Annotated in this window: 24 protein-coding genes and 1 tRNA gene; 8 read left to right on the forward strand and 17 right to left on the reverse strand. The window is 68.7% G+C overall.

The features are described from left to right. The first annotated feature begins 46 nt into the window (after positions 1–46). Positions 47–1,552, forward strand: a complete 1,506-nt coding sequence (gene lysS, locus SNE35_RS07220) for a lysine--tRNA ligase (RefSeq protein WP_320422187.1) — start codon at positions 47–49, stop codon at positions 1,550–1,552. A 48-nt stretch (positions 1,553–1,600) separates the two neighbouring features. Here lysS and SNE35_RS07225 read toward each other — a convergent pair whose 3' ends face one another. Genes SNE35_RS07225 through SNE35_RS07250 form a run of 6 tightly spaced genes read right to left on the reverse strand, consistent with a single transcriptional unit; the run spans position 1,601 to position 7,527 of the window. Further along, complete coding sequence (locus tag SNE35_RS07225) at positions 1,601–2,389, reverse strand: enoyl-CoA hydratase (protein ID WP_320422188.1); 789 nt, start codon at positions 2,387–2,389, stop codon at positions 1,601–1,603. After that, positions 2,386–3,447: a DUF3108 domain-containing protein gene (locus tag SNE35_RS07230; RefSeq protein WP_320422189.1), complete on the reverse strand. Its 1,062-nt coding sequence runs from the start codon at positions 3,445–3,447 to the stop codon at positions 2,386–2,388. The genes SNE35_RS07225 and SNE35_RS07230 overlap by 4 nt, the downstream gene beginning before the upstream one ends. Continuing rightward, positions 3,429–5,165: a M61 family metallopeptidase gene (locus SNE35_RS07235; RefSeq protein WP_320422190.1), complete on the reverse strand. Its 1,737-nt coding sequence runs from the start codon at positions 5,163–5,165 to the stop codon at positions 3,429–3,431. The genes SNE35_RS07230 and SNE35_RS07235 overlap by 19 nt, the downstream gene beginning before the upstream one ends. Before the next feature lie 8 nt (positions 5,166–5,173). Further along, on the reverse strand, positions 5,174–5,647 hold the full coding sequence (locus SNE35_RS07240; protein ID WP_320422191.1) for a DUF3429 domain-containing protein: 474 nt from the start codon (positions 5,645–5,647) through the stop codon (positions 5,174–5,176). 7 nt (positions 5,648–5,654) lie between these two features. After that, entirely contained in the window at positions 5,655–6,368 is a 714-nt protein-coding gene (locus tag SNE35_RS07245) for a DsbC family protein (RefSeq protein ID WP_320422192.1), read from the reverse strand. 37 nt (positions 6,369–6,405) lie between these two features. Continuing rightward, on the reverse strand, positions 6,406–7,527 hold the full coding sequence (locus SNE35_RS07250) for an FAD-dependent monooxygenase (RefSeq protein ID WP_320422193.1): 1,122 nt from the start codon (positions 7,525–7,527) through the stop codon (positions 6,406–6,408). Between the two features lie 102 nt (positions 7,528–7,629). Between SNE35_RS07250 and ychF the strand changes: the two genes are divergently transcribed. The 3 genes from ychF (at position 7,630) to SNE35_RS07265 (ending at position 12,569) form a co-directional block, all read left to right on the forward strand. After that, the gene (ychF, locus tag SNE35_RS07255; RefSeq protein WP_320422194.1) at positions 7,630–8,721 is read left to right on the forward strand and encodes a redox-regulated ATPase YchF; all 1,092 of its coding nucleotides are present in this window, start codon (positions 7,630–7,632) and stop codon (positions 8,719–8,721) included. A 43-nt stretch (positions 8,722–8,764) separates the two neighbouring features. After that, positions 8,765–11,950 (forward strand): CHASE domain-containing protein, encoded by a 3,186-nt coding sequence (locus SNE35_RS07260; protein WP_320422195.1) that lies wholly within the window; start codon positions 8,765–8,767, stop codon positions 11,948–11,950. Positions 11,951–12,050: 100 nt separating this feature from the next. After that, positions 12,051–12,569, forward strand: a complete 519-nt coding sequence (locus tag SNE35_RS07265) for a chemotaxis protein CheW (RefSeq protein WP_320422196.1) — start codon at positions 12,051–12,053, stop codon at positions 12,567–12,569. Between the two features lies 1 nt (position 12,570). Here SNE35_RS07265 and proB read toward each other — a convergent pair whose 3' ends face one another. The 4 genes from proB to rplU form a co-directional block, all read right to left on the reverse strand. Continuing rightward, positions 12,571–13,680, reverse strand: a complete 1,110-nt coding sequence (gene proB / locus SNE35_RS07270) for a glutamate 5-kinase (RefSeq protein WP_320422197.1) — start codon at positions 13,678–13,680, stop codon at positions 12,571–12,573. A gap of 17 nt (positions 13,681–13,697) precedes the next feature. Continuing rightward, on the reverse strand, positions 13,698–14,762 hold the full coding sequence (gene obgE, locus SNE35_RS07275; RefSeq protein WP_320422198.1) for a GTPase ObgE: 1,065 nt from the start codon (positions 14,760–14,762) through the stop codon (positions 13,698–13,700). A gap of 140 nt (positions 14,763–14,902) precedes the next feature. Beyond that, positions 14,903–15,160: a 50S ribosomal protein L27 gene (gene rpmA / locus SNE35_RS07280; protein ID WP_320422199.1), complete on the reverse strand. Its 258-nt coding sequence runs from the start codon at positions 15,158–15,160 to the stop codon at positions 14,903–14,905. Positions 15,161–15,205: 45 nt separating this feature from the next. Continuing rightward, complete coding sequence (rplU, locus tag SNE35_RS07285) at positions 15,206–15,517, reverse strand: 50S ribosomal protein L21 (RefSeq protein WP_320422200.1); 312 nt, start codon at positions 15,515–15,517, stop codon at positions 15,206–15,208. A 288-nt stretch (positions 15,518–15,805) separates the two neighbouring features. Between rplU and SNE35_RS07290 the strand changes: the two genes are divergently transcribed. Next, positions 15,806–16,735 carry a polyprenyl synthetase family protein gene (locus SNE35_RS07290; RefSeq protein ID WP_320422377.1) on the forward strand — a complete coding sequence of 310 codons (930 nt, stop codon included), beginning with the start codon at positions 15,806–15,808 and terminating at the stop codon, positions 16,733–16,735. Between the two features lie 69 nt (positions 16,736–16,804). Continuing rightward, positions 16,805–16,881: transfer RNA gene (locus SNE35_RS07295), tRNA-Pro, on the forward strand. Between the two features lie 58 nt (positions 16,882–16,939). Here SNE35_RS07295 and SNE35_RS07300 read toward each other — a convergent pair. Beyond that, the gene (locus SNE35_RS07300; RefSeq protein ID WP_320422201.1) at positions 16,940–17,677 is read right to left on the reverse strand and encodes a hypothetical protein; all 738 of its coding nucleotides are present in this window, start codon (positions 17,675–17,677) and stop codon (positions 16,940–16,942) included. Between the two features lie 138 nt (positions 17,678–17,815). Then, entirely contained in the window at positions 17,816–18,850 is a 1,035-nt protein-coding gene (locus SNE35_RS07305) for a pirin family protein (RefSeq protein WP_320422202.1), read from the reverse strand. Positions 18,851–18,886: 36 nt separating this feature from the next. On the opposite strand from SNE35_RS07305, the gene SNE35_RS07310 reads away from it, so the two are divergent. Next, a complete protein-coding gene (locus SNE35_RS07310; protein WP_320422203.1) occupies positions 18,887–19,483 on the forward strand; it encodes a malonic semialdehyde reductase in 597 nt (198 codons plus the stop codon). Here the strand turns inward: SNE35_RS07310 and SNE35_RS07315 are convergent. Beyond that, entirely contained in the window at positions 19,470–20,240 is a 771-nt protein-coding gene (locus SNE35_RS07315) for a ChbG/HpnK family deacetylase (RefSeq protein ID WP_320422378.1), read from the reverse strand. The genes SNE35_RS07310 and SNE35_RS07315 overlap by 14 nt on opposite strands. Here SNE35_RS07315 and SNE35_RS07320 point away from each other — a divergent pair. Continuing rightward, positions 20,232–20,657, forward strand: coding sequence for a GtrA family protein (locus tag SNE35_RS07320; RefSeq protein WP_320422204.1), 426 nt, complete (start codon positions 20,232–20,234; stop codon positions 20,655–20,657). The genes SNE35_RS07315 and SNE35_RS07320 overlap by 9 nt on opposite strands. Here the strand turns inward: SNE35_RS07320 and SNE35_RS07325 are convergent. The 4 genes from SNE35_RS07325 to SNE35_RS07340 form a co-directional block, all read right to left on the reverse strand. Continuing rightward, a complete protein-coding gene (locus SNE35_RS07325; protein ID WP_320422205.1) occupies positions 20,605–22,113 on the reverse strand; it encodes an ArnT family glycosyltransferase in 1,509 nt (502 codons plus the stop codon). The genes SNE35_RS07320 and SNE35_RS07325 overlap by 53 nt on opposite strands. Next, a complete protein-coding gene (locus SNE35_RS07330; RefSeq protein ID WP_320422379.1) occupies positions 22,110–23,072 on the reverse strand; it encodes a glycosyltransferase family 2 protein in 963 nt (320 codons plus the stop codon). The genes SNE35_RS07325 and SNE35_RS07330 overlap by 4 nt, the downstream gene beginning before the upstream one ends. A 178-nt stretch (positions 23,073–23,250) precedes the next feature. Continuing rightward, on the reverse strand, positions 23,251–24,684 hold the full coding sequence (locus tag SNE35_RS07335) for a sensor histidine kinase (protein ID WP_320422206.1): 1,434 nt from the start codon (positions 24,682–24,684) through the stop codon (positions 23,251–23,253). Next, positions 24,681–25,343, reverse strand: a complete 663-nt coding sequence (locus tag SNE35_RS07340; RefSeq protein ID WP_320422207.1) for a response regulator — start codon at positions 25,341–25,343, stop codon at positions 24,681–24,683. The genes SNE35_RS07335 and SNE35_RS07340 overlap by 4 nt, the downstream gene beginning before the upstream one ends. Positions 25,344–25,455: the final 112 nt, after the last annotated feature.

The raw sequence follows: 25,455 nt of genomic DNA on the forward strand, positions 1-25,455 counted from the left end.
CTACGTAGCCAGCATCTAAAATCCCGCGCTCACTCCAACGCTGCCCATGAACACGACGACCACACCCGCCGCGCCCGACGAGAACAAGCTGATCACCGAACGCCGCGAGAAGCTGGCCGCCATCCGCGCCAAGACCGCGGTGCCCTTCCCCAACGACTTCAAGCCCCAGCACCGCGCGCTGCCGCTGTCGCAGAGCTATGGCGAGGTGGCGAACGAGGAACTGGAGCCGCAGGCGATCGCCGTCAGCGTGGCCGGGCGGCTGATGCTCAAGCGCGTGATGGGCAAGGCCGCTTTCGGCACCATGCAGGACTCGACCGGCCGCATCCAGCTCTTCGTCACCAAGGATGGCGTCGGCGAGGAGAGCTACGACGCCTTCAAGCACATGGACCTGGGCGACATCGTGGGTGCCGAGGGCACGCTGTTCCGCACCAAGACCGGCGAGCTGTCGGTGCGCGTCACGACCTTGCGCCTGCTGACCAAGAGCCTGCGCCCGCTACCCGACAAGTTCCACGGCATGGCCGATCAGGAACAGAAGTACCGCCAGCGCTACGCCGACCTGATCTCGGACGACAGCGCCCGCGCACGCTTCGTCGCCCGCTCGAAGGCCGTCGCCTCGATCCGCAGCTACATGGTCGACAACGGCTTCCTGGAGGTCGAGACGCCGATGCTGCATCCCATCCCGGGTGGCGCGAACGCCAAGCCCTTCATCACGCACCACAACGCGCTGGACCAGGAGATGTACCTGCGCATCGCGCCCGAGCTGTACCTGAAGCGCCTGGTCGTCGGCGGCTTCGAGCGCGTGTTCGAGATCAATCGCAACTTCCGCAACGAAGGCATCAGCGTCCGGCACAACCCGGAATTCACGATGATGGAGTTCTACGCGGCCTACTGGAACCATCACGACGTGATGGACTTCACCGAGCAGGTGCTGCGCCACGCCGCCATCGCCGCCACCGGCAGCGCCGCCATCAGCTATGCCGGCAAGGCGGTGGACCTGGACAAGCCCTTCGCGCGCCTGTCGGTGCGCCAGTCGCTGATCGTCCATGCGGGCCTGAGCGAAGCCGAGGCCGATGACAAGACCGTGCTCGCCGCGCGCATCAAGGCCAAGGGCGAGCAGGTCCATGCGCACTGGGGCTTGGCCGAGCTGCAGTTCGGCCTGTTCGAGGCCGAGGTCGAAGAGAAGCTCTGGCATCCGACCTTCATCATCGACTACCCCGTAGAGGTCTCGCCGCTGGCCCGCGCCTCCGATGCCGACCCGAAGATCACCGAACGCTTCGAGCTGTTCATGACCGGCCGCGAGTACGCGAACGGCTTCTCCGAGTTGAACGACGCCGAAGACCAGGCCGCACGCTTCCAATCGCAGGTCGCCAACAAGGACGCCGGCGACGAGGAAGCCATGTTCTTCGACGCCGACTTCATCCGCGCGCTGGAATACGGCATGCCCCCGACCGGCGGCTGCGGCATCGGCATCGATCGCCTGATGATGCTGATCACCGACTCGCCGAGCATCCGCGACGTGATCTTGTTCCCGGCGTTGCGGCGGGAGGCGTAAGCAGAAAACGGCCCCTCGGGGCCGTTTTTCATCGCCGCATCGCCGGCTTCAGGAATGCTTGAACGCCGGCGCCCGCTTCTCCAGGAACGCGCCCATCCCCTCGCGCTGATCCTCGCTGCCGAACAGCGCGTGGAAGTAGCGGCGCTCGACGCCGACGCCTTCGGATAGCGGCGCCTGGTAAGCCAGATTCACCAGTTCCTTGATCAGCATCACCGAGGGGCCGCTGAAGCCGTTGATCGTCTCGGCGGCGGCCAGTGCTTCGGTCATGAGCTGATCGGCCGGGACCACGCGTGAGACCTGGCCGGCGCGTTCGGCCTCGGCGGCGTCCATCATCCGGGCGGTCAGCAGCATGTCCATCGCTTTGCTCTTGCCGACGGCGCGGGGCAGGCGTTGCGTGCCGCCGGCGCCGGGGATGATGCCCAGCTTGATCTCGGGCTGGCCGAACTTGGCGGTGTCGGCGGCGATGATGAAGTCGCACATCATCGCCAGCTCGCAGCCGCCACCCAGCGCGAAGCCGGCCACTGCGGCGATCACGGGCTTGCGCACCTGCAGGATGGTCTCCCAGTTCTTCGAGATCAGGCCGCTCTTGAAGGCGCTCATGAAGGTGTGCGGCAGCATCGTCGGAATGTCGGCGCCGGCGGCGAAGGCGCGCTCGGAGCCGGTGAGCACGATGCAGCCGATGCCGTCGTCGGCGTCGAAGGCCAGCAGCGCCTGGCCCAGTTCGTCCATCAGCTGGTCGCTGAGCGCGTTCAGCTGCTTGGGCCGGTTCAGCGTGATCAGGCCGGTCTTGCGGGAGCCTTCACCGCGTGTCTCGACGAGGATGCATTCGTAGCTCATGGGGAGTCCTTCTGCGATGGGAGTGGCTGAACTATAGGGGCCTCCTGCAGCGGCGCACTGTCCATGCGCAGGTCGACGAAGTTCTGGGCATCCTCGCGGATCAGCAGGCGCACCGGCAGGTACTGCAGGCTCGGCGCCAGCCAGACCTCGGCGACCAGATCGCCGCCGCCGGGGCCTCGCGTCGGCTGCAGGTGCCAGGCGCTGAGCGGGCCCAGCGGCGTGTCCAGCACTTCCTCGCCCAGCACGCGGTAGGCCCACCAGTACTGGCGCCGCGGCAGGGCCAGCGGCAGCTCGACGACCAGGCCCGGCCGCATCTGCTGGCGGCCGGTAAGGAACAGCCAGGTGAGTTGCACGAACTGGCTGGAGGCGTCCTGCACGCCCGGCAGTGCGGGCTCGCGGCGGCCGTCGGCCAAGGTCACACCGTCGGCGTCGAACAGCAAGGTTCGACGCTGGCGTGGTGCGATCAGGATGCGCGTGTCCTCGTCGAAGCGCTGGGGCGCGATGCCGCGCGGGGTCAGCCGGCCATCGCTCATCATCTGGCGCGAGATCAGCGGCGCCACGCGCGGCCCGACGGCCACCTCGAGCCGGACCTGGTAGCGCGAGCCCTGGCGCAACCACTCGACGCTCGAGTGACCGCTGACCGGCCCGCGGAAGTAACCGGTCAGTTGGTAGCTGAGCCGCGTGGAGAGCGGCCACTCCGGTCCGGGCTCGCCATCGGCCGGGGCTTCCACCGGCGCCTGTGCCGTCAGCACATCCAGTTCCGGCGTTGACGCTGCGGCCTCCGGCGCGGGCGGCATGGCGTCAGCGCGATCGACGGAGACAGCAGCAGCATCGCCACTGCCTAGGCGACGCAGGCGCGGCGCGCGCGCGGGCGGCGGCGCACGCGGCACCAGCGGCTGCACGAAGCTGACCTGCAAAGGCGGCGGCATCGGCTCGACGGGCCGCCAGTCGGCCCGCAGCGATTGAAGCCATTCGCCCACGCCCAGGTGGAGCAGCAGCACCGCCAGCAGCAGCGCCGCCAACGCGAGCGGGCGGCGGCTCAGCCGCCCGACAGCCATGCCCGGCGACGGCCGAGCGCAGACTCCGGCGCCTTCTCATCAACGGCGAGCAGCACCGGTGCCGCTTGGCCCAGCTCGGGTAGTTCGGCGTTCAGTTCGACCAGGCGCTGATCGCGCGACACCAGCAGCCGCAGCGCCGCCGGTGCATCGCTCGCCAGGGTCAGCAGCGCGTCGTCCAGCCGGCGCAGCCGCCAGCCATTGCAGCCCAACAGTTCATCGCCGGCGCTGAGGCCCGCCGCCTGCGCGGCCGACCCGGCCAGCACCTGCGACACGCGCACGCCGGTCAGCGCGCTCTCGCTGGCGCGCAGGCCCAGCCGCTGCGCAACGCTGCTGCGGTCCTGGCGCCACTGCACACCCAGCGGCGCAAGCAGCGTCTGCAGCGGCAGGTCGTCGGTGCCGTGGACCCAGTCCTTGAGCGCCTGCGCAACGGCGGTGCCGGCAAGCTTCCCGACCTCCGCCAGCACGTCACCCTCGCCGATCGGCCCACCGCCACTGCGCTGCCACAGCGCGCGCATCAGCGCGTCCAGGCCGGCCTCGATGCCCGCCTCGCGAAGCCGCAGGTCCAGCGCCAGGCCCAGCAGCCCGCCTTTGCTGTAGTAGCTGATCGTGCTGTTGGGCGAGTTCTCGTCCGGCCGGTAGAGGCGCGTCCAGGCGTCGAAGCTCGATTGCGCCAGGCTCTGCGTCTTGCGGCCCGGCGTGGCCAGCACGCCGCTGATGTGGCCGGCCAGCAGCCGCAGGTAGCGGGCCTCGTCGATCAGGCCGGCGCGCACCAGGATCAGTTCGTCGTAGTAGGAGGTGAAGCCCTCGAAGAACCACAGCAGCTCGGTGTAGTTCTCGCGCGTGTAGTCATAACGCGCAAATTCAGCGGGCCGTAGCCGCTTGACGTTCCAGCTGTGAAAGTACTCGTGGCTGAACAGCGCCAGCAACTGCACGTAGCCGTCGGATGCATCAGCCTGGCCGAGCCGCGGCAGGTCGCGGCGCGGGGCGATCAGCGCCGTGCTGGCGCGGTGCTCCAGGCCGCCGTGGCCATCGTCGACGGCGTTCAGCATGAAGGTGTAGTGCTCGAATGGCACAACACCGCCCCAGAGGGCGATCTCCGTCTCGCAGATCCGCTGCACGTCGCCCAGCAGCCGCTCGCCGTCGAAGGACGGCAGCGCGCCGGCGATGACGATGCGATGAGGCACGCCGCCGGCGGTGAACGAGCCTTCCCAGAAGGTGCCAAGCTCGAACGGATGGTCGACCAGTTCGTCGTAGTCGGCAGCGACGAAGGCATCGCCGTCACGGGCGGCCGCGGTGGCGATCTGCCAGCCGGCAGGCAAGCCGCTGAAGCTCAGCCGATGCGGCAGCGCCTCCGCGCCATGTACGCGCAGGCACAGGCTGGTGCCGTTGAAGAAACCGCGCTGCGCATCGAGCCAGGCCGCACGCACCGAGTTGTCGAAGGCGTAGACGCGGTAGCTCAGCGCCAGCGGCTGCCCGGCACGGCAACCGGCCACGGTCCAGCTTGCCTTGTCGAGCTGCGTGACAGTCAGCGCCGAACCGTGCTGCTCGGCCACGAGCCCGTTGAGGTGGCGTGCGAACTCGCGCACCAGGTAGCTGCCGGGAATCCAGACCGGCAGGCTGACGGTGAGCGGGCCTTCAGCCGGTGCATCGACCCGCAGCGTGACGCGATAGACATGCTCCCGCGCCTCGTCCAGCGCGATCTCGTAGCGAATGCCCATGCCTCGATTCAGCTGCCGGCCGCGGCCAGGAAGCAGCACAGCGCGGCCACGGCGCTGAGGCGGAAACGCGGCGTCAGCCAGGCGGCGACGCCCAGCTGCGGATAGAAGCGCCGGTCGACCAGATAGCCCGCGACCAGCATCACGCCGTGCACGACGAGACCCGAGTACGGCGGCATCAGCACGCCGATCCAGGCGACGACCGAGGGCACGATGCCGATGACGAAGGGCCGCGACGGGCCGTCGGGCTGGCGCGCCGCCAAGCCCCAGTAGATGCCACCGAGGAAGGAGATCACCAGCGCCGCATAGCTCGACAGCGCCGTGGTGACGAAGACGTGCTGCTCCAGATCACGATCGCCGATCAGCCAGACCAGGCCGGTGCCAACGATGAAGGGCACGAGGCCCCAGTAGGCGATGCGCAGCGCCACCGGGTTCAGCGGGCGCGCGCTTGCTGCGACGGCAGGGACGGTCGTGGTGGTGCTCATCGCCCGCTCAGGACTTGGCCTGCGGCTGCAGGCGCCGCTCGAGCTGCTCGGCCGTCAGCGCGCCGGGTGCGCGCGAGCCGTCCTCGAAGATCACGCCGGGCGTGCCGTTGATGCGCAGCTTGCGCGACAGCGCCAGGTTGCGTTCGATCGCGGCATCGTCGCAGGCGGCCGTCGTCTTCGGCGGCGCCTTGCCGTCGAGCATCCAGTTCTGCCAGGTGGCCGTCTGCTCCTTCGCGCACCAGATCGCGCGCGACTTCTCCGGCGAATCGCCGCCGAGGATCGGGATCAGGTAGGTGTAGACGGTGATGTCCTTGGTCTCCTGCAGCGCCTTCTCGAAGCGCTTGCAGTAACCGCAATTCGGATCGGCGAAGACGGCGATCTTGCGCGTGCCCTTGCCGCTCTTCCAGACCATCGCGTCCTTCGTCGGCAGGCTGGCGAAGTCCACCTGGTTGATCTTGTCGACGCGCTCCTCGGTGAGGTTCTTGCGGGTCTTCAGATCGATCAGGTCGCCCTCGATCAGAAAGCTGCCGGTGGCATCGGTGTAGCGGATCTCGCTGCCGATGCGGATCTCCCACAGGCCCGGCATCGGCGAAGGCCGGACCTCGTCGACCTTCGGCAGGCCGGCGAGCTTCTCCGCCAGGCTCTTGCGGATCACCTGCTCGTTGGCATGGCTGCCGAAGGACAGCAGCGCGATCAGCGCGGCCAGGGACAACTTCTTCATCATCGACAGCATCTTCGTCTTCCTCAATGTCGGTCGGTCAGGCGCCCAGCGCCTGCGCGGTCAGCCAGCGCTTCAGCGGCGCGGCGGCGTTCAATGCATTCATGCCGGTGTTGCGCAAGGTGCGGGCCAGCGGCATCTCGCTGGCGAACAGGCGCTGCAGGCCATCGGTCAGCTCGCCCATCGCCCAGTTCGCGGCCAGACGTTCGCGCTGGTAGCGGCGCAGCAGGCGCTCGTCGCCGAGCGGCCGCCAGCTCTCGCGTTCGCGCAGCACGCGGGCCAGCGCAGCCACGTCGGCCAGGCCCAGGTTCAGGCCCTGCCCGGCCAGCGGATGGACCAGATGCGCGGCATCGCCCAGCAGTACCCAGCCCGGGCCGACAACCGGCTCCGCGCGTGCCAGCGCCAGCGGCCAGGCCGCACGCCCGCCCGCGAGCTTCAGCCGGCCGGCGGCCATGCCGGTGGCGTCGTTCAGCGCGGCCTCGAAATCCTCATCGCTCACCGCCATCAGCTCGGCCGCACGCGCCTCGGGCAGCGACCAGACCAGGCCGTAGGACGCGGCCGGCTGCGGCCGCTCGAAGGGCAGCAGCGCCAGCACATCCGGCGCGCGGAACCATTGCCGCGCCACGCCCTGGTGCGGGCGTTCGGCCACCAGCCGCGCGGCGATCGCGCGCTGGCCGTAGGGCTGCGCGTCGAAGCGCACGCCCAATTCGGCACGCCGGGCGGAGTCGCGGCCCTCGCACAGCGCGGTCAGTTGGGCTTGGACGTTAGTGGCGTCATCGATCACCTGAACGTGCGGCGAAAAGCGCGCCGCCGCCGCCAGTTGCTGCTCCAGCGCTCCGGCATCGACGATGAAGGCCAGCTCGGCCACGCCCTGCTGCCAGGCCGAGAACTCCAGCACGGTGCCGGGCGCATCGCCGGCCACCTGCATGTCGTAGACGGGGCTCACGGCATCGGCCGGCAGCGAATCCCAGACCTTCAGCTCGCGCAGCAGCGCCACCGAGGCAGCGTTCAGCGCATAGGTACGCAGGTCTTCGCGCTGCGCCGGCGCGGGCTCGGCCGTGCCCAGCAGCGCGACGCGCAATCCCTGGGCGCCCAATGCCAGGGCCAGGCTGCGTCCGACGCAGCCGCTTCCCCGGACCAGGACCTCGTAGATCTGTTGCATGGCGGGCATTGTAGGCAGGCCGTATGAACCCGTATGACGGGCGGATAAAATCACCGGCTTCGCCCCCGGCTCCCGGGGAGCTACCCACCAGAAAGCCCTGCCATGAGCCTCAAATGCGGCATCGTGGGCCTGCCCAACGTCGGCAAGTCCACCCTCTTCAACGCCCTGACCAAGGCCGGCATCGCCGCCGAGAACTACCCGTTCTGCACGATCGAGCCGAACGTCGGCGTCGTCGAACTGCCGGACCCGCGCCTCGATGCGCTGGCCGAGATCGTCAAGCCCGAGCGCATCGTGCCGGCGATCGTCGAGTTCGTGGACATCGCCGGTCTGGTGGCCGGCGCCTCCAAGGGCGAAGGCCTGGGCAACCAGTTCCTCTCGCACATCCGCGAGACCGATGCGATCGTCAACGTCGTGCGCTGCTTTGAGGATCCGAACGTGATCCACGTCAACGGCAAGGTCGACCCGATCTCCGACATCGAGGTGATCCAGACCGAGCTGTGCCTGGCTGACCTGTCCACCGTCGAGAAGAGCCTGCACCGCTACCAGAAGGTGGCCCGCGCCGGCGACAAGGAGGCGATCGCGCTGTGCAAGGTGCTGGACAAGGTGCTGCCGGTGCTCAACGAAGGCAAGCCGGTGCGCGCGCTGGACCTGGCCAAGGAAGAGTGGGCACTGATCAAGCCGCTGTGCCTGATCACCGCCAAGCCGGCGATGTTCGTCGGCAACGTGGCCGAGGACGGCTTCGAGGACAACCCCTTCCTGGATCGCCTGAAGGAATACGCCGCCGCCCAGAACGGCCCGGTCGTCGCGATCTGCGCCAAGACCGAAGCCGAGCTGTCGGAGATGAGTGACGAGGACCGCGCGATGTTCCTGGCCGAGATGGGCCAGGACGAGCCGGGCCTGAACCGCCTGATCCGCGCCGGCTTCTCGCTGCTGGGCCTGCACACCTACTTCACCGCCGGCGTCAAGGAAGTGCGCGCCTGGACCATCCACAAGGGCGACACCGCCCCGCAGGCCGCCAGCGTGATCCACACCGACTTCGAGCGCGGCTTCATCCGCGCGCAGACGATCGCCTTCGACGACTACATCCAGTTCAAGGGCGAACAGGGCGCGAAGGATGCCGGCAAGATGCGCGCCGAAGGCAAGGAATACGTCGTCAAGGACGGCGACGTGCTGAATTTCCTGTTCAACGTCTGACCGCCTTCGCCTGAGCCTCCGTTAGCGGCTACCCTTCGGGGCCATGCCTGCTAACTTCCAAACTGGACGGTATCTGACCGGCTCGCTCGGCCTGGCCTTGGCTTACTTCGCCGTCGGCCTGCTGAGCATGGGGCTGGCGATCCCTCCGGTCTACGCCACGCCGCTGTACCCGGCCGCCGGGCTGGCGCTGGCCGCCATGCTGGCCCTTGGGCCGCGGCAGGCGCCGGGCCTGTTCATCGGCGCGGTGGCGATCAATGCGGTCATCGCGCAGGCCCACGGCGTGCCCTCATGGACGACCGCGGTGGGCGCCGGCGTCGGCGCCGTGCTGCAGGCGCTGTTCGGTGCCTGGGCGATCCGCCGCACGGTGGCGCAGCCGCTGGTGCTCTCCGAGCCGCGCGACCTGGCACTGTTCTTCGGCCTGGGCGCCGGCGTGGCCTGCGTGATCAGCCCGACGATCGGCTGCGCGGCACTGCTCGCGGTGGGCAGCATCAACGCATCGCAATTCCCCTCCACCTGGGCCGCCTGGTGGCTCGGCGACACGCTGGGCGTGCTGATCGGCGCGCCTATCGTTCTGGCACTGATCGGCCAGCCTCGCTCAGCCTGGGCGCCGCGGCGGCTCAGCGTCGCCCTGCCGATGCTGGTGACGACCGGCTTGGTGGCGCTGGCCATCGTCGGCGTGACCGACTGGGAACAGCAGCGTTCGCGCAACGTCTTCGAGCGCGACGCCGCCAGCGCCTCCAGTGCGCTGGAGATCATGCTGCGCGAGCCGCTGATGGCGCTGCAGGGCAGCCGCAGCGCCCTGCAGGTGGCGCCGACCCTGGGCCGCGACGGCTTCCGCAAGGCCACGGCCGCATTCCTTAGCGAGGATGGCCCGCTGCAGGCCCTGGGGCTGGCGCGTCGCGTCGCGCGCGCTGGCGTGCCGGCCTTCGATGCTGCGGCGCAGGCCGAGGGGCTTGCGGGCTACAACATCCACGATCGCCGCATCTCCGACGACGACATGACTCCGCCGGCCGACGAGGACGTCGTCGCGATCCGGCTGATCGAGCCGCTGGCGCGCAATGCGGCCGCGCTGGGCGTCAACGTGCGCTCGGTGGCCGGCTCGCGGGCAGCGCTGGCGCGCAGCACGGCCAGCGGCGAGGCGGCGGCCACGCCCGGCATCCAGCTGTCGCAGGCGGCCCATCGGACGATCGGCGTCGTCGTCTACCAGGCCCTGTTCGATGGCGCGCCGGCCACGGCGGCCGAGCGCGAGGCGGCGCTGCGCGGCGCCGTCTTCGCGACGCTGAGGCCCGACCTGCTGGTGCAGCGCGTGCTGCGCGGCGCACCCGCCTACCTGTCGATCTGCCTGATCGATACCGAACCGGGCACGCTGCGCCCGCGGCTGGCCGGCGACGAGGGCTGTGAGAAGCTCGACACGCGGGCGGTGCCGACGCGGCTGCGACGCCTGGCCTTCGGCGGCCGAGACTGGGAGATCCGCGTCCTCGCACCCAAGGGCATTCCGATCGACGACGGCCGCAGTTGGCCGTTCGCGCTGGTGGGCCTGGTGTCGACGGCGCTGCTGGGCGTGCTGCTGCTGATGATGACCGGACGCGCGCAGCGGATCGAGGAACTGGTGCTCGAACGCACCGACGAGCTGCGGCGCGAGGTGGCCGGCCACGCGGAGAGCGCGCAGGCGCTGGTCGCCAGCGAACGACGCTTCCGCAACATCTTCGAGCACGCGCCGGTGGGCATCGTCTTCACCAATCCCTACGGCGTCATCAAAGACACCAACCCGCATTTCCGCCGGCTCGTCGGCTACACCGAGGAGCATCTGCGCGGCCTGCGCAGCCAGGACATCACGCATCCGGACGATGGCCCCGAGGACCTGCGCCTAGCCCTGCAGCTGCTGAATGGCGAGGTCGAGCAATACCGCCGCCACAAGCGCTACGTCGATCGGCAGGGCCAGATCGTGCAGGTGCGCGTGACCGTCAGCGCGCTGCGCAAGCCCGATGGCAAGGTGCACCGGCTGGTGGGTGTCGTCGAGGACATCGCCGACCAGCTGAAGATGCAGGAACTGGCCCGCGCCGCCCAGGCCGCAGCGGCGGCCAACCAGGCAAAGACCGAATTCCTCTCGCGCATGAGCCACGAGCTGCGCACGCCGCTGAACGCGATGCTGGGCTTCACGCAGCTGATGGACATCGACGCCACCGACCCGCTGGCGCCGCGCCAGCGCGCACGCACGCAGCAGATCCAGCAGGCCGGCTGGCACCTGCTGGAGATGATCAACGACACGCTGGACCTGTCGCGCATCGAATCGGGTGCGCTGAAGCTGGAGCCAGCGCGGCTCGCCCTGCGGCAATTGCTGGACGACGCACTGTCACTGGTCGAGGCCGACGCGCGGGCGCGCAGCCTCGCGATCGGCCGCGACTTCGCGCCCGACGCGCTGTACGCGATGGGCGACGTCACCCGCGTGAAGCAGGTCCTGACCAACCTGCTCAGCAACGCCGTCAAATACAACGCCGAGGGCGGGCACATCACGATCCGCGGCCGGCGGGCCAGCGCCGGCTTCGTCGACATCGCCATTGAGGACGGCGGCGCGGGCCTGAGCGCCGAGCAGCTCGCCGGCCTGTTCCAGCCCTTCAACCGGCTCGGACGCGAGCATGGCGACACCACTGGCACCGGCATCGGCCTTGTCATCGCCAAGCGGCTCGCCGAGCTGATGGGCGGCAGCCTCAGCGCCGCCAGCACCGTCGGCAAGGGCTCCACCTTCACATTGAGGCTGCCGGCCGGCGACGCCGGCCCGAGCCGGTCCCTGTCCAGCGCAACGGCGCCGCAATCCGGCGAGGCCCCGCGCGCGCCGCAGATGACCGGCCGCCGCCGCATCGTCTACATCGAAGACAACGAGATGAACGCCGAGCTGATGCGCGGCGCGCTGGAGCAGCGGCCGCTGATCGACCTGCAGGTTTTCGAAACCGGCCTGGCCGGCCTGGAGGCCGTGCTGGCCGCACCGCCCGACCTCCTGCTGCTGGACATGCAGCTGCCCGACATCGACGGCCTCGACGTGCTGCGCCGCCTGCGCGCGCGCTGGCCGGCGCAGACACTGCCGGTGGTGGTGGTGTCGGCCAATGCGGTGCAGGCGCAGATCGATGCCAGCGCGGCTGCCGGGGCCCAGCACTACCTCACCAAGCCGCTGGACGTGCGCGCGCTGCTCGCGCTGCTGGACCAGCTGCTGGCAAGCCCGAAGGAAGCGTGACATGGCGCACGGAGGCGCGCCGGACCCCGCTCGAATTCGAAGTTAGGCCCTGCACAATCGTGGCCATCGCAGTCCGATCAACAGCCACCGCTGCCTTCACATGAGCTCCACCGAACTCGTCGCCCAGACCTCCGCTTCGTCGTCCCACGCGCTGCAGGTGCAGACCAGCCGCGTGCTGCCCGATGCCAACCAGTTCCTGACCTTCCGCGTCGGTGCCGAGGAATACGGCATGGACATCCTGCGCGTGCAGGAGATCCGCTCCTACGAACAGCCGACCCGCATCGCCAATGCACCGGAATTCGTCAAGGGCGTGGTCAACCTGCGCGGCGTGATCGTGCCGGTCGTCGACCTGCGGCTGCGCCTGGGCCAGAGCGGCGAGTACAACGAGTTCACCGTCGTCGTCGTGCTGAACGTGCTGGGCCGGGTCGTCGGCGTCGTCGTCGATTCGGTCTCCGACGTGCTGGAACTGAGCGCCGAGGAAATCAAGCCGCGGCCCGAGATCGCCGCCGCCATGGACTCGCGCTTCATCACCGGCCTGGGCAAGGTGGGCGAGCGGATGCTGATCCTGCTCGACATCGAAGGCATGGTCGCGAGCCCGGAGTTCGGACTCGTCAACTGATTTACGCGAGAACGAGGTTGTCGCGGTGGATCAACTCAGGTTCGGCCGCATAGCCGAGCACCTTCTCGAACTCGCCTGAGGCCTTGCGCGCAATCAAGCGTGCTTCGGCGCTCGAATAGTTCGTCAATCCACGCGCGATCTCGCGGCCCTGCGGATCGCGCACGGCGATCACGTCGCCGCGGTGGAATTCGCCCTGCACCTCGGTCACGCCGATCGGCAGCAGGCTTTTGCCCTCGCCCTGCACCTTGGCCGCCGCGCCGGCGTCGACACTGACCGCGCCGCGCAGCTGCAGGTGGCCCACCATCCACAGCTTGCGCGCCGCCAGCTTCGGCGTGCTGGCGCGCAGCGCCGTGCCGATGGCCTCGCCGCGCGCCAAGCGCAGCAGCACGTCCGGCTCGCGGCCCCAGGCGATCACCGTGCCTGCACCGCTGACGGCAGCGCGCTTGGCGGCGAGGATCTTCGTGATCATGCCGCCGCGGCCGAGGCTGGAACCAGCGCCGCCGGCCATCACCTCAAGCTCCGGCGTGCCGGCGACGGCATCGTGAATGAAGCGGGCGCTCGGGTCCTTGCGGGGGTCGGCCGAATACAGGCCCTTCTGGTCGGTCAGGATGACCAGCGCGTCGGCCTCGACCAGGTTCGCGACCAGCGCGCCCAGCGTGTCGTTGTCGCCGAACTTGATCTCGTCGTTGACGACCGTGTCGTTCTCGTTGATGACCGGCAGCACACGGTGCTGCAGCAGCGTCAACAGCGTCGAGCGCGCGTTCAGGTAGCGCTCGCGGTCGGCCAGGTCCGCATGGGTCAGCAGCACCTGGGCGCTGCCCATGCCCTGCTCACGCAGCTTGGTCTCGTACATCTGCGCCAGGCCCATCTGCCCGACGGCGGCAGCGGCCTGCAGCTCGTGCAATTCCTTCGGCCGCGTGGCCCAGCCCAGGCGCTTCATGCCCTCGGCAATCGCGCCGCTGGAGACCATCACGACCTCCCGCCCCTCGCCCGCCAGCGCCGCGAGCTGGCGGCACCAGTTGCCGATCGCCTCGGCATCGACGCCCTTGCCTTCGTTGGTGACGAGGCTGCTGCCTACTTTGACGACGATGCGGCGGGCGTCTTTGAGCATGGCGATGAACTTGAGGGTTAGGAGGAGGTTTCCGTTCCGTCGAAGCGGATGTCGGGCTCGACGACCTTGTGCTGCTCGGCGGCCACGTGGTCGTAGATCGCGTGGATCAGCGGCTGGCAGCCCTCGCGGGTCAGTGCCGAGATCTCGAACACCGGGCCCTTCCACTTGTAGCGCTTGACGAAGTCCTTGACGCGCGCGGCGCGCTCGTCCTCCGGCACCATATCGAGCTTGTTCAGCACGAGCCAGCGCGGTTTGTCATGCAAGGCTTCGTCGTACTTCTTCAGTTCGTTGACGATGGCCTTGGCTTCCTTGACCGGATCGACCTCAGGATCGAACGGCGCCAGGTCAACGACGTGCAGCAGCAGCCGCGTGCGTTGCAGATGGCGCAGGAACAGGTGGCCCAGACCGGCACCTTCGGAGGCGCCTTCGATCAAGCCCGGGATGTCGGCGACGACGAAGCTCTTCTCCGGTGCGACGCGCACGACACCCAGGTTCGGGTGCAGCGTGGTGAACGGGTAGTCGGCGATCTTCGGGCGCGCGTTGGACACGGCCGTGATCAAGGTGGACTTGCCGGCATTGGGCATGCCCAGCAGGCCCACGTCCGCCAGCACGCGCAGCTCGAGCTTGACCTTCTTGCCTTCACCCGGCCAGCCCGGCGTCTTCTGACGCGGCGCGCGGTTGGTGCTGGTCTTGAAGTGCAGGTTGCCGAAGCCGCCGTCGCCACCCTTGGCCAGCAGCACCTTCACGCCCGGCTCGATCAGCTCGGCGATCACGGACTCGGTTTCCAGGTCGGTGACGATGGTGCCGACCGGCATGCGCAGGACGATGTCGTCCGCGGCCGCGCCGAACTGGTCGGAACCGCGCCCGGCCTCGCCATTGCGGGCCTCGTGGCGGCGCGCGTAGCGATAGTCGATCAGCGTGTTCAGGTTGATGTCGGCCATCGCCCAGACGCTGCCGCCCCGGCCGCCGTCGCCGCCGTCCGGGCCGCCGAAGGGGATGAACTTCTCGCGGCGGAAGCTCGCGCAACCGGCGCCGCCGTTGCCGGCGACGATATCGATGGTGGCTTCGTCTACGAATTTCATTGTTGTGTGCCTTTCGAGGGAAGGAATCCTCGCAGCCTCAACAAAAACAAGGAAGCCCCGGCTGAGCGGGGCTTCTTCGATCATTCACCGGCGCGCGGCTGCGAGGCGGCCGCCGGTGATGGGCGTGATCCAGTGTTGGATCAGGCCGCCGTGACGAACACCGTCTGACGGTTGTTCTCGCCCTTGACGGCGAAGGACACTTGACCATCGATCAGCGCGAACAAGGTGTGATCCTTGCCCATGCCGACGTTCGTGCCAGCGTGGAACTTGGTGCCACGTTGACGGACGATGATCGAGCCGGCCGAGATGACCTGGCCGCCATAGACCTTCACACCGAGCATCTTCGGTTTGGAGTCGCGGCCGTTCCGTGTGGAACCGCCGCCCTTTTTCTGTGCCATGGATTAGCTCCTTGAAACTGTTGGCGTAGAGGAAGAGGGATTTGCTCAGCCGTTCACCGCGCTGATTTCCAGCTCGGTGAAGTTCTGGCGATGGCCCTGGCTCTTCTTGTAGTGCTTACGACGGCGCAGCTTGAAGATGCGCACTTTGTCGTGACGGCCGTGGGACACGACCTTTGCAGTAATGCTTGCGCCAGCAACCAAGGGAGTGCCAACCTTCAATTCGGCGCCGTTTCCGACGGCCAGAATTTGGTCGATCACGATCTCTTGGCCAACGTCCGCAGCAATCTGTTCTACCTTGATCTTCTCGCCAGCGGCAACTTTGTATTGCTTGCCACCGGTTTTTATGACCGCGTACATATCAGCCCTTTCAGTTGAAACATCTCCGCACCCAAAAGCGCAGAGCCCGCGAGTCTAGCACGGTGGGCGGGAAAACACCAAGCGCCGCCATGAACGACGGCCACGGCACCTCGGCGGGCGCTTTGCGAGGCGGCGCCCTCGGTCGGCCGGGGAGCGGTAACCGCGTGTTCCTATAATCAGCGTTTCGCCCCGCAAAGAGAGCCGAGTGTGCCCGTCGCGTCGCCTGCTTCCTCATCACCGTCGTCTTCCGATCCCGTCGCCGAGGCCCTCGCCGAACTGAACGCGCAGATGCGCGATGTCGACGCGGTCATCGCGCGCCGCTTGTCGTCCGACGTCGCGCTGATCAACCAGATCTCCGCCTACATCGTCCACGCTGGCGGCAAGCGGATGCGGCCCAAGCTCGTGCTGCTGTTCGCCAACGCACTGGGCTGTGACGATGCGAACCGCTTCGAATTGGCCGCCACCGTCGAGTTCATCCACACGGCGACCCTGCTGCACGACGACGTCGTCGACGAATCGGAGCTGCGCCGCGGCAAGCAGACCGCCAATGCCTTGTTCGGCAACGCGGCCAGCGTGCTGGTCGGCGATTTCCTGTATTCGCGCGCCTTCCAGATGATGGTGTCGGTGAACCGCATGCGGGTGCTCGAAGTCCTGGCCGACGCGACGAACGTGATCGCCGAGGGCGAGGTCCTGCAGCTGATGAACATGCACGACCCGGACATCAACGTCGACAGCTATCTGCGCGTGATCCGCTACAAGACCGCCAAGCTGTTCGAAGCGAGTGCGCGGCTGGGTGCAGTGCTCGCCGATGCCGGCCCCGAACTCGAGGAAGCCTGCGCCGCCTACGGCCGCCACCTGGGCACGGCCTTCCAGCTGATCGACGACGTGCTCGACTACGAGAGCGACACGCAGACCTTGGGCAAGAACATCGGCGACGACCTGCGCGAAGGCAAGGCCACCTTGCCGCTGCTGATCTCGATGGAACGCGGCACGCAAGAGCAACGCGCGCTGATCCGCCATGCCATCGAACATGGCGAGCAGGAGAAGCTTGCCGACATCGTCACAATCGTTCGCAGCACCGGCGCCCTGGAAGCCACCCGCGAGGCCGCACGCATCGAAGCACAAGCGGCGCAGGACTGCCTGATTCAACTTCCTGCTTCCAAGTGGAAAAAATCTCTGCTAGAATTTGCGGCTCAGTCGGTTGAGAGATCTTTCTAAAAGACTTCTTGATTTGACGGAGCAGAGTGCATCAAGACCAGGCCGCAATCTGGATTGAAAGACACACATCGGGGTGTAGCTTAGCCTGGTAGAGCGCTACGTTCGGGACGTAGAGGCCGGAGGTTCGAATCCTCTCACCCCGACCAGAATTACCTTGGATGCCAAGGACTTGCAGAGGCCGCGGAAACGCGGCCTTTGTCATTTCTAGCTGATCTTCACCGCAGGGTTCGTGCGATGGCGTGTCGCTACGGCGCCCAACACCAGCAGACCGGCGGCCAGCATCGCGGCTGGCGAGGCCTCGGGAACCGGGGCGGCAAAGCTGGTCATGATCGCCTGGCCCGGTGTGTTCTCGAAGGCGAATGCGTTCAGCGTGATCGTGTAGTCGGCATTGACCGTGATGTCGGCAAAGCCGTAGTAGATGTCGCTGCTCGAGGCGCCGGCCGGGTTGCGCAGCGTGAGGCCGAGGAAGCCGCGACCCACGTCCCAGTTGCCGAAGCTCGGGCCGAGGTCCGGATAGCCGGCGCCCGGGCTCTGGTAGCCGCTGGCGGGGCCGATCGATTGACCCACGCCGAACAGCGCCGGATTCAGGTTGGACGCCGACTGGTAGATCACGCCGTTGCCCCGCGAGAACAGGCCCTGCACATAGACCTCTGCCTCGGCGCTGCCGCTGGAGGTGTCGGTCAGCAGGAAGAACTTGCCGTCTTCGTAGAGGTTGTCCGGGAAGAAATAGCCACGCTCCTCGGCGTAACCCGTCAATGGGTTGAACCAGACGCCCGTGCCGTCGCAGCAACCGCCACCGCTGTTGGGGCTGGTCGTCAGTGCGGTCGGCAGTTGCGTGTAGACCACGTTGGCCTGGGCCGCGCCCGAAGCAACGAGACCGGCGAGGCCGAGCGAGGCCGCGATCAAGGCAGCGGGATAGCGCGCAAACGGGACTGCGGACATGGACGACTCCTCATGGAACAAGTGGGAAAAGCCGACCCACTCTGCCGGCCACCACGGCCTTTGCATCCCCGGGGAAATGCTGGTTGCCCCGCGTTCTCGGGGGGTAGCCAGTAGTCTCGCTACGCCCCAGCTTGAGCACTACGCCCGCTTGCCGGCCCGCTCCACCCGCCCATCCGCGTGCCGCGCAAAGCGCTCGGGATCCGCACCGTGCACGGGCGCTTCATCGGGCCAAGGCCAGCCGCCGAAGCCGGTGCGGCGATAGTCGTCGAAGGTCTGGCGCAGTTCCTGTTCGGTGTTCATCACGAAGGGGCCGTACTGCGCGACCGGCTCGCCGATCGGGCGGCCCTGCAGCATCAGCAGCTCGATGACGTCACTGCCTCCATTGACGAGCGGCACCGCCGCGTCGCCGCGCAGCTCGATCGCCACGTGGCTGCCGATCACCTGGCCGGCGAGCTGCAGACCCTTGCCCTTGAAGAAGTAGAGCTGGCGGCGCGTCGAGTTGCCGCCGGCGGCCGCCGGCAACGTCCATGCCGCACCGGGCTGCAGCTTCAGCGTCCAGATCGCCAGATCTGCCTCGGCCTGCGATGCCCAGGAGTCCGGCGGTGGGGTCAGGCCTTGCGTGGCGTCGCCGATGCGGCCGGCGATGCAGGCGATCTCGACGCCGCTGTCCAGGTGGCGCGGGATCTGCTCGGCCCAGAACATCGTGAAATGCGGCGCCGCCATCTTGCTGCGGGCCGGAAGGTTCAGCCAGATCTGGAACAGCTCCAGCGGATTCGGTGCCTGCTCGTCGAGCAGCGGGAACATCTCGGCGTGGACGATGCCGCTGCCGGTCGTGAGCCACTGCGTATCGCCATCGCCGTAGCGCGCCGTGGCGCCCATCGAGTCGGCGTGATCGATGCGGCCCTTGCGCACGACGGTCACCGTCTCGAAGCCCCGGTGCGGGTGCGCCGGGAAGCCCGGCACCGTCTTGCCGTGGTACATGCGCCAGCCGTCCTTGCCGGCGAAGTCCTGGCCGATCTGCCGGCCCGCCAGCGAGGCTTGCGGGCCGAAGGCGCCGTTGCCGGCCGGATAAGCGTCGTCGTGATAGACGCAGAACAGGAAGGGATCGAGCGTCGGCCAGGGGAAGCCGAGCGGCTGGATGCCGACGATGGGCAACGGGTTTGAAGCGTTCATGGCAGCATTAGACCCTTTCAACATCTCGCCTGCCGCATGACCGCCGAAGCCCTCTCCCCCCAAGCGCTCGACCAGCTCTTCCGCACCGCCCGCACCTTCAACAAGTTCAGTGATCGCCCGGTCGACGAGGCCACGCTGCGCCAGTTGCACGAGCTCTGGAAATGGGGCCCGACGGCGATGAACAGCCAGCCGGCGCGCGTCGTGTTTGTGCAGAGCGCCGAGGCCAAGGAGAAGCTGAAGCCGACGCTGTCGGCCGGCAATGTGGACAAGACCATGGCCGCGCCGGTGACCGCGATCGTGGCCTACGACAGCCGTTTCTACGATCAGCTCGCCACGCAGTTCCCCGCGGCACCCGGCGCCGGTGCGCGCTTCGAGGCCGATCCGCAGGGCGCACTACAGAACGCGCTGCGCGGCAGCACCTTGCAGGGCGCCTACCTGATCCTCGCGGCACGCGCGCTGGGTCTCGATTGCGGGCCGATGGGCGGCTTCGACGCGTCCAAGCTCGACGCGGCCTTCTTCCCCGACGGCCAGTGGCGCTCCAACTTCCTCGTCAACATCGGCTGGGGCGACCCGAGCGGCAACCGCCCGCGCGGCCCGCGGCTGTCCTTCGAGGACGCAGTCAGGATCGTTTGAACGGAAAGGCGCAGAGCACCGCGTACTCGGCGCGCCGCGCGCCGGACAGCGGATCGTCGGCGTCGATGCGCGCGCTGGGGTGGCACATCAGCAGGTCGCCCGGCCGCGCGGCGGCCAGCCAGCCGCGCAGCAAGGCCGCATAGCGCATCGGCCCGCCGCGGAAATCGTAGACGCCCAGCAGGCGGCCGTTCTGCGGGTGGCCAGCCTCGCGCGCCAGCGCAGAGAGCCGTGCGGCGCCGAGACTGCCGATTAGGCGCGCCTTGAAGCCCGCACCCGGCGGCGGCCGCGTCGAGCGCAGGAGCGGCTTCGCCTCGCGATAGCGATAGGCCAGTTCGTCCAGCAGCGCCTCGCGGATCACCGGCAGTTGGTGCACATGCTGGTGGCCATCCACGAAGTCCGGCAGGCGACCCATCACCGCCTCGAAGGCATCGAGCTGCGCACGGACCTCGCGCCGCACGGCAGCCACATCGAGCAGGCCAAGGTAGCTGCTCACGATCAGTGGGCCGACGCCTCGCCGCAGGTCAGCGTCGAACGGGTGCTCGGTGAAATCCAGATGCAGGCCGACATCGATAGCCAGCCGCGACTCGCGCAGCCGCGCCGCGCCCTCGCGCCAGTGCGGCGCGCCGACCATGCAGCCGGTCGCGTCGATCACGCCCTGCTCGGCCAGGCGCAGCACGGCCTCGTTGATGCCAGGGTGCAGGCCGTAGTCGTCCACGCAGATGCAGAAGCTATGCTCGCGCCCGCCACCATGCCGCATCTCCACCACACCCACCGCCTCTGTCGTCCGATGGGCCGCATCGGCTGGTTCCTGCTCGTCGGCTGCGCCGCGGCGGCGGTGCATTGGAGCGTCGTCGTGTTGCTGGTCGAGCATGGTGGCTGGCGGCCGCTGGCGGCCAATGTCGCCGGCTGGCTGACGGCCTTCCTGGTCTCGTTCGGGGGCCATCACCGGCTGACCTTCCGCGCCCACGGCGCGCCGCTGCTGCGCACGATGCTGCGCTTCTTCGCGCTGTCGGCCGGCGGCTTCGCCGTCAACGAGGCGGTCTATGCCTTGTTGCTCGGTCTCGGACAGGGGGCGGGCTATCAATGGATCCTCGCGTGCGTGCTGGTCGGCGTGGCCAGCCTCACCTACTGGCTGAGCCGGCGCTGGGCGTTCCTGCGCAGTCCAGGGCCTTAGATTCGAGACGCCACAGCGTCGTGCCGCGCACAGTGGCCAGCGGCTCGGCAGCGGCGAGCTGCGGCCAGCGTTCGCGCTGCGCGGCCTCGCCCAGGACGAAGCTGACCGGTGCGCTACACAGGGCCGAGCCCAGGTCCGCGGCTTCGAGCAGCCGCGCGCTGGCCGCCGGCTCGAAACGGCTCGCATCGGCCAGCTCCTTGCGCCAGTTGTCGCTGGCCTGCACTTGGGGTGAAGACCAGTCGTCGACCACCGCCACCGGCGCCCGCAGCCGCGCGTAGAACGGCAGGTCGTAGGCGTACTGCTTCAGCATGATCAGCGGCTCGCCGTCCCGCGCATGGGCGTTCAGCACAGCCGCCAGATCGCGCGAGTTCTTCAGCGGATGCACCGCGAGCCCGACGACCAGGCCCACGCTGACCAGCGCCGACAAGCCAACACCCGCGCGCCACCAGCGCTGCGACAGCGCATCGAAACCCTCGGCCATCAGCAAGGCCAGCGGCGCCACGGCCGGCAGCACATAACCGACCAGCTTCGATTGCGGCAAGGAGAAAAAGACGACGATCACGCCGAACCAGACGAACATTAGCATCCGCACGTCGTCGCGCAGCACGTCAGGCCGCCGCAAGAGCGCAACGAATCCCGGCAGCGCCGGCAGGCTCGCCAGCGCCAGCACGGCCGGATAGAACCACACAGGCTGCACATTGTTGAAGCCGCCCTCGGCGAAGCGCTGGAAGTGCTGGACGACGAAGAAGTAGTGCAGGAAATCGGGGAAGCGCTGCTGCATCGCCACGAACCAGGGCGCCGCAATGGCGAGGAACACGAGCAGCCCGAGCGGCGAGAGCAGGCGCAGCAGCGTGCGCCAGCGCCCACCGATCAGCAACCACAGCACGATCACCGCACCCGGCAGCACGAAGCCGATCAAGCCCTTCGCCAGCACGCCCAGCGCGGCTGCGGCATAAGCCGCGAGCAGGCTGCGGCGCGCGGGCAGCGCCCGCTCGATGCGCAGCGCCGCGTCAGCCAGCAGCAGGGTCGTGGCGGTGATGCAGCCGGCCACCAGCATGTCCAGATTCGCGAACTGCGCGCCGATGTAGAACAGCGGCTGCACGGCCAGCAAGACGGCGGCGCGGCGCGCGAGCCGCTCGTCGCACCAGCGGCGCACGAAGGCATAGAGCGCGAAGCCGCCCAGTGTGGCGCCCAGCAGCGAGGCCGCCCGCCCCGCAAAGGCATGCAGGCCCAGCAACTCCATCGCACCGGCCGTGATCCAGTAGAACAGCGGCGGCTTGTGGAAGAAGGGCATGCCGTCCAGGGTCGGCGTCAACCAATCGCCGCTTCGCAGCATCTCCCAGGCCACGCCGACGTAGCGTCCCTCATCGGGCAAGGCCAGCAGGCGCAGGCCGGCCGTCGCGGCGAGCCAAAGCAACAGGGCCGTGGCGGCGATCAATAGATCCCGAGCTTTCATGTCAAACCGCGTCCCATCAGCTTCTTGACGATGTAGAGCGGTCGTGCCTTCACCTCCTCGAAGATGCGGCCGATGTATTCGCCCAGCACGCCGATCGACACGAGTTGGATGCCTGAGAACAGCATCAGGCCGACAACGATCGTCGTCCAGCCGCTGACGACGTGGCCGTACAGCAGGTACACCAGCGTCAAATAGGCGCCGTAGAGGAAGGCGCACAGCGCCAGCAAGCCGCCCACCGCGCTGACCGCGCGCAGCGGCCAGGTGGTGAAGGCCGTGAGCCCGTCGAGCGCCAGGCCGACCAGGCGCAGCGGCCGGTAGCTGCTGGCGCCGTGCGCGCGCTCGGCCGGCAGATAAGGCACGGCCACGGCATCGAAGCCGACCCAGGCGTACAGGCCCTTCATGAAGCGGTTGCGCTCGGGCAGCGCCAGCAACGACTGCACGACGGCGCGATCGATCAGCCGGAAGTCGCCGGCATCCGGCGGCACCTCGAAGCGGTCGCCCAGGTTCAGCAGCCGGTAGAACCAGCGCGAGCCCCACTGCTTGAAGGCGCTCTCGTCCTGGCGGTTCGCGCGCACGGCATAGGCGACGTCGGCGCCGGCCAGCCAGTAGCGGACGAAGCTCGGGATCAGCGCGGGCGGGTGCTGCAGGTCGGCGTCCATCATCACGACGACCTCGCCGCCACTGGCTTCCAGGCCGGCGGTCAACGCCGCCTCCTTGCCGAAGTTGCGCGACAGGCGCAGCACGACGATGCCGGGGCGGGTCGACCATTCGTCGAACAGCGCGGCGCTGGCATCGGTGCTGCCGTCGTCCACGAGGACGATCTCCCAGCCGCTGCTGCACTCGGCCAGCTGCGCCGTCAGTTGCGGCAGCAGCAGCGCGAGGTTGGCGACCTCATTGCGGCAAGGCACGACGCAGGACAGCGTCGGCAAGCGTGGCCGCGGCGTGCGGCCCGCCGGCATCACGCCGAGATCCAGCGGCGTGGCGGTGGTGTAGGAAGCGCCAGGCCCGCGCCGGCGCCAGGCGGTGGTGGGGGCAGGCAGGACACCTTCGGTGGCAAGGGCAGCCACGGCGGGTACATCGGTCATGGCAGGAACGCGGGAAAGCAAACGTCCACGCCAGTGTGGGCGGGCGAATCCTTCAAACGCCTGACGGGCTCGCCCCCACCGCGACCGGAAAACGCACGCTCACCCGCAGGCCGGGCAGCCCGTCGTCGGTGGGCCGGGCCGCGTCGCTCAATGTGACAGTGGCGTGATGCCGCAGCGCCACCTCCTGCACAACCGCGAGGCCAAGGCCGCTGCCGCCCTGCGCGGCACCGGGCGCCTGATAGAAGCGCTCGAAGACCTTGTCGCGCTCGGCCGGCGGGATGCCCGGCCCCTCGTCCTCGACCTCCAGCGCGCTAGCGCCGTCGGCCAGCGTCGAGCAGCGCACCGTCACCCGCCCCTGCGGCGGGCTGTGGCGGATCGCGTTGTGGATCAGGTTGCCGAGAAGCTCGCGCAGCATCCAGACCGAGCCGTGCACCAGCACCGGCTGCGCGTCGTAGCCCAGGTCCACCTGCGAGGCCAGCGCGAAATCCAGCCAGCTCGATGCCGACTCCTCCAGCAGCTGTTGCAGGTCGACGGTGGCGAAGGTCTCGGCCTGAATCGCCTGCGGGCCGGAGCGCGCCAGCGCCAGCATCTGGCTGGTCGAGCGGCCGATGCGCTGCATCGCTTCGTGCAGCGCATCCAGCCGCGCCCGCTGCTGCGGCTCGGCCTCCTTGCGCGCCAGCTCGATCTGCGTCTGCATGCCGGCCAGCGGCGTGCGCAGCTGGTGGGCGGCGACTGACAGGAAAGCCTGCTGCGACTCGGCCGAGGCGCGCAGATTAGCCACCAGGGCATTGATCGAGCGCACCAGCGGCAGCAGTTCGCCGGCCAGGCCGTCGTCGGCCAGCGGGCTCAGGTCGTCGGGCGCGCGTGCCGCGACGACGCCGCGCAGCCGGTCCAGCGGCCGCATGCCCCAGCGCACGCCGAGATAGACGAGGCCCAGCGCAAGCACGACGAGGGCGAGGTCCGGCGTCACCGTGTCGATAAGCACGACGCGCGCCTGCGCATCGCGGCGGCGGGTCGTCTCGGCGACGACCACGGTCAGCGGCCCCCGCGGCGACTGGTGCGGAAAGGTGGCCACGCGCAGGGTCTCGCGGTCATGGCCGTGGTCGGCAAAGGTGCTCCGCTCCGCCCGGTCGGCCGCAGGATCCACGAGCTGCGCCAGCGCCGGGTCGCCGGCAATCACCGAGCTGCCTTCGCCAAGGATCAGGAAGTGCAGCCGGTCGCGGCCGTCGGTGAGCTGCATCGCGGCCATCGTGCGGTCCAGGTGGGGCACCAGGCCGTCATCGTCGGCATCCATGTCCATCCGCGTGGCCAGTGCGATGCAGATGCGCTCCAGCGCCAGGTCCTGGCTGTCCGTGGCCCGGTCGAGCGCACTGTAGTAGTCGTAGAACGAGCTCGCCAGCAGCACCGCCACCAGCGGCCAGCCGACCGTGCGCAGCAGCCGCCCGCGCAGCGTGGGGCGCCGGGTCTTCTTCGTCGCCATCTTCATGCGTCGATGCGGTAGCCGATGCCGCGCACCGTGCGGATGACGAGGCCGCCATCGCCCAGCTTGGCGCGCAGCCGCGAGACGTAGATCTCGACCGCGTTGTCGGTCACCTCCTTGTCCCAGCGGCTCAGCGAATCGGCGAGGCGGCGCTTGGCGACGACCTTGGGTGCGGCCAGCGCCAGCGCCTGCAGCAGATCCCATTCGCGGCCGGTCAGTGGTAGCGGCTCGCCGGCCAGCCAGGCTTCGTGCGTGGACAGGTCCAGCTTCAGCGGGCCCACGGCAAGCAGCGAGCTGGCGACCGACTGGCTGCGCCGGATCAGCGCCTGCACGCGCGCCAGCAGTTCGGGCAGCAGGAAGGGCTTGATCATGTAGTCGTCGGCGCCGTCGTTCAGGCCGCTGACGCGGTCGGACAGGCCGTCACGCGCGGTGAGGACGAGGATGGGCAGCTTGTTGCCGGCAGCACGCAGGCGGCGCACCAAGGTCAGGCCGTCCATGCCGGGCAGGCCCAGGTCGACGATGGCCAGGTCGTGCATGCCGTGGGCCAGCGCGTCGGGCGCCGGCTCGGCGGCGGCGAGGTGGTCCATCTCGTAGCCGGCCTGGCCCAGCGCGTCGCGCAGGCCGGCCGAAAGCAGGGGGTCGTCCTCGACCAGCAGGATGCGCATAGGGAAAACCTTAGGAAGAGCGCGATGCTAACAAGTCATCTTTGCACGGAGCGCGTAACCTCCAAACACATCGGATCCGCCCTTCCGGTTTACAGTGCGAGACAACTACGGC

This window comes from Roseateles agri (genome assembly GCF_034043675.1).
Lineage (GTDB): Bacteria > Pseudomonadota > Gammaproteobacteria > Burkholderiales > Burkholderiaceae_C > KK5.

Excerpts from the sequence above, each read along its gene's own strand:
- lysS (WP_320422187.1), top strand. The coding sequence starts at position 47 with ATGAACACGACGACCACACCCGCCGCGCCCGACGAGAACAAGCTGATC.
- SNE35_RS07225 (WP_320422188.1), bottom strand. The coding sequence starts at position 2,389 with ATGAGCTACGAATGCATCCTCGTCGAGACACGCGGTGAAGGCTCCCGC.
- SNE35_RS07230 (WP_320422189.1), bottom strand. The coding sequence starts at position 3,447 with ATGGCTGTCGGGCGGCTGAGCCGCCGCCCGCTCGCGTTGGCGGCGCTG.
- SNE35_RS07235 (WP_320422190.1), bottom strand. The coding sequence starts at position 5,165 with ATGGGCATTCGCTACGAGATCGCGCTGGACGAGGCGCGGGAGCATGTC.
- SNE35_RS07240 (WP_320422191.1), bottom strand. The coding sequence starts at position 5,647 with ATGAGCACCACCACGACCGTCCCTGCCGTCGCAGCAAGCGCGCGCCCG.
- SNE35_RS07245 (WP_320422192.1), bottom strand. The coding sequence starts at position 6,368 with ATGAAGAAGTTGTCCCTGGCCGCGCTGATCGCGCTGCTGTCCTTCGGC.
- SNE35_RS07250 (WP_320422193.1), bottom strand. The coding sequence starts at position 7,527 with ATGCAACAGATCTACGAGGTCCTGGTCCGGGGAAGCGGCTGCGTCGGA.
- ychF (WP_320422194.1), top strand. The coding sequence starts at position 7,630 with ATGAGCCTCAAATGCGGCATCGTGGGCCTGCCCAACGTCGGCAAGTCC.
- SNE35_RS07260 (WP_320422195.1), top strand. The coding sequence starts at position 8,765 with ATGCCTGCTAACTTCCAAACTGGACGGTATCTGACCGGCTCGCTCGGC.
- SNE35_RS07265 (WP_320422196.1), top strand. The coding sequence starts at position 12,051 with ATGAGCTCCACCGAACTCGTCGCCCAGACCTCCGCTTCGTCGTCCCAC.
- proB (WP_320422197.1), bottom strand. The coding sequence starts at position 13,680 with ATGCTCAAAGACGCCCGCCGCATCGTCGTCAAAGTAGGCAGCAGCCTC.
- obgE (WP_320422198.1), bottom strand. The coding sequence starts at position 14,762 with ATGAAATTCGTAGACGAAGCCACCATCGATATCGTCGCCGGCAACGGC.
- rpmA (WP_320422199.1), bottom strand. The coding sequence starts at position 15,160 with ATGGCACAGAAAAAGGGCGGCGGTTCCACACGGAACGGCCGCGACTCC.
- rplU (WP_320422200.1), bottom strand. The coding sequence starts at position 15,517 with ATGTACGCGGTCATAAAAACCGGTGGCAAGCAATACAAAGTTGCCGCT.
- SNE35_RS07290 (WP_320422377.1), top strand. The coding sequence starts at position 15,806 with ATGCGCGATGTCGACGCGGTCATCGCGCGCCGCTTGTCGTCCGACGTC.
- SNE35_RS07300 (WP_320422201.1), bottom strand. The coding sequence starts at position 17,677 with ATGTCCGCAGTCCCGTTTGCGCGCTATCCCGCTGCCTTGATCGCGGCC.
- SNE35_RS07305 (WP_320422202.1), bottom strand. The coding sequence starts at position 18,850 with ATGAACGCTTCAAACCCGTTGCCCATCGTCGGCATCCAGCCGCTCGGC.
- SNE35_RS07310 (WP_320422203.1), top strand. The coding sequence starts at position 18,887 with ATGACCGCCGAAGCCCTCTCCCCCCAAGCGCTCGACCAGCTCTTCCGC.
- SNE35_RS07320 (WP_320422204.1), top strand. The coding sequence starts at position 20,232 with ATGCCGCATCTCCACCACACCCACCGCCTCTGTCGTCCGATGGGCCGC.
- SNE35_RS07315 (WP_320422378.1), bottom strand. The coding sequence starts at position 20,240 with ATGCGGCATGGTGGCGGGCGCGAGCATAGCTTCTGCATCTGCGTGGAC.
- SNE35_RS07325 (WP_320422205.1), bottom strand. The coding sequence starts at position 22,113 with ATGAAAGCTCGGGATCTATTGATCGCCGCCACGGCCCTGTTGCTTTGG.
- SNE35_RS07330 (WP_320422379.1), bottom strand. The coding sequence starts at position 23,072 with ATGCCGGCGGGCCGCACGCCGCGGCCACGCTTGCCGACGCTGTCCTGC.
- SNE35_RS07335 (WP_320422206.1), bottom strand. The coding sequence starts at position 24,684 with ATGAAGATGGCGACGAAGAAGACCCGGCGCCCCACGCTGCGCGGGCGG.
- SNE35_RS07340 (WP_320422207.1), bottom strand. The coding sequence starts at position 25,343 with ATGCGCATCCTGCTGGTCGAGGACGACCCCCTGCTTTCGGCCGGCCTG.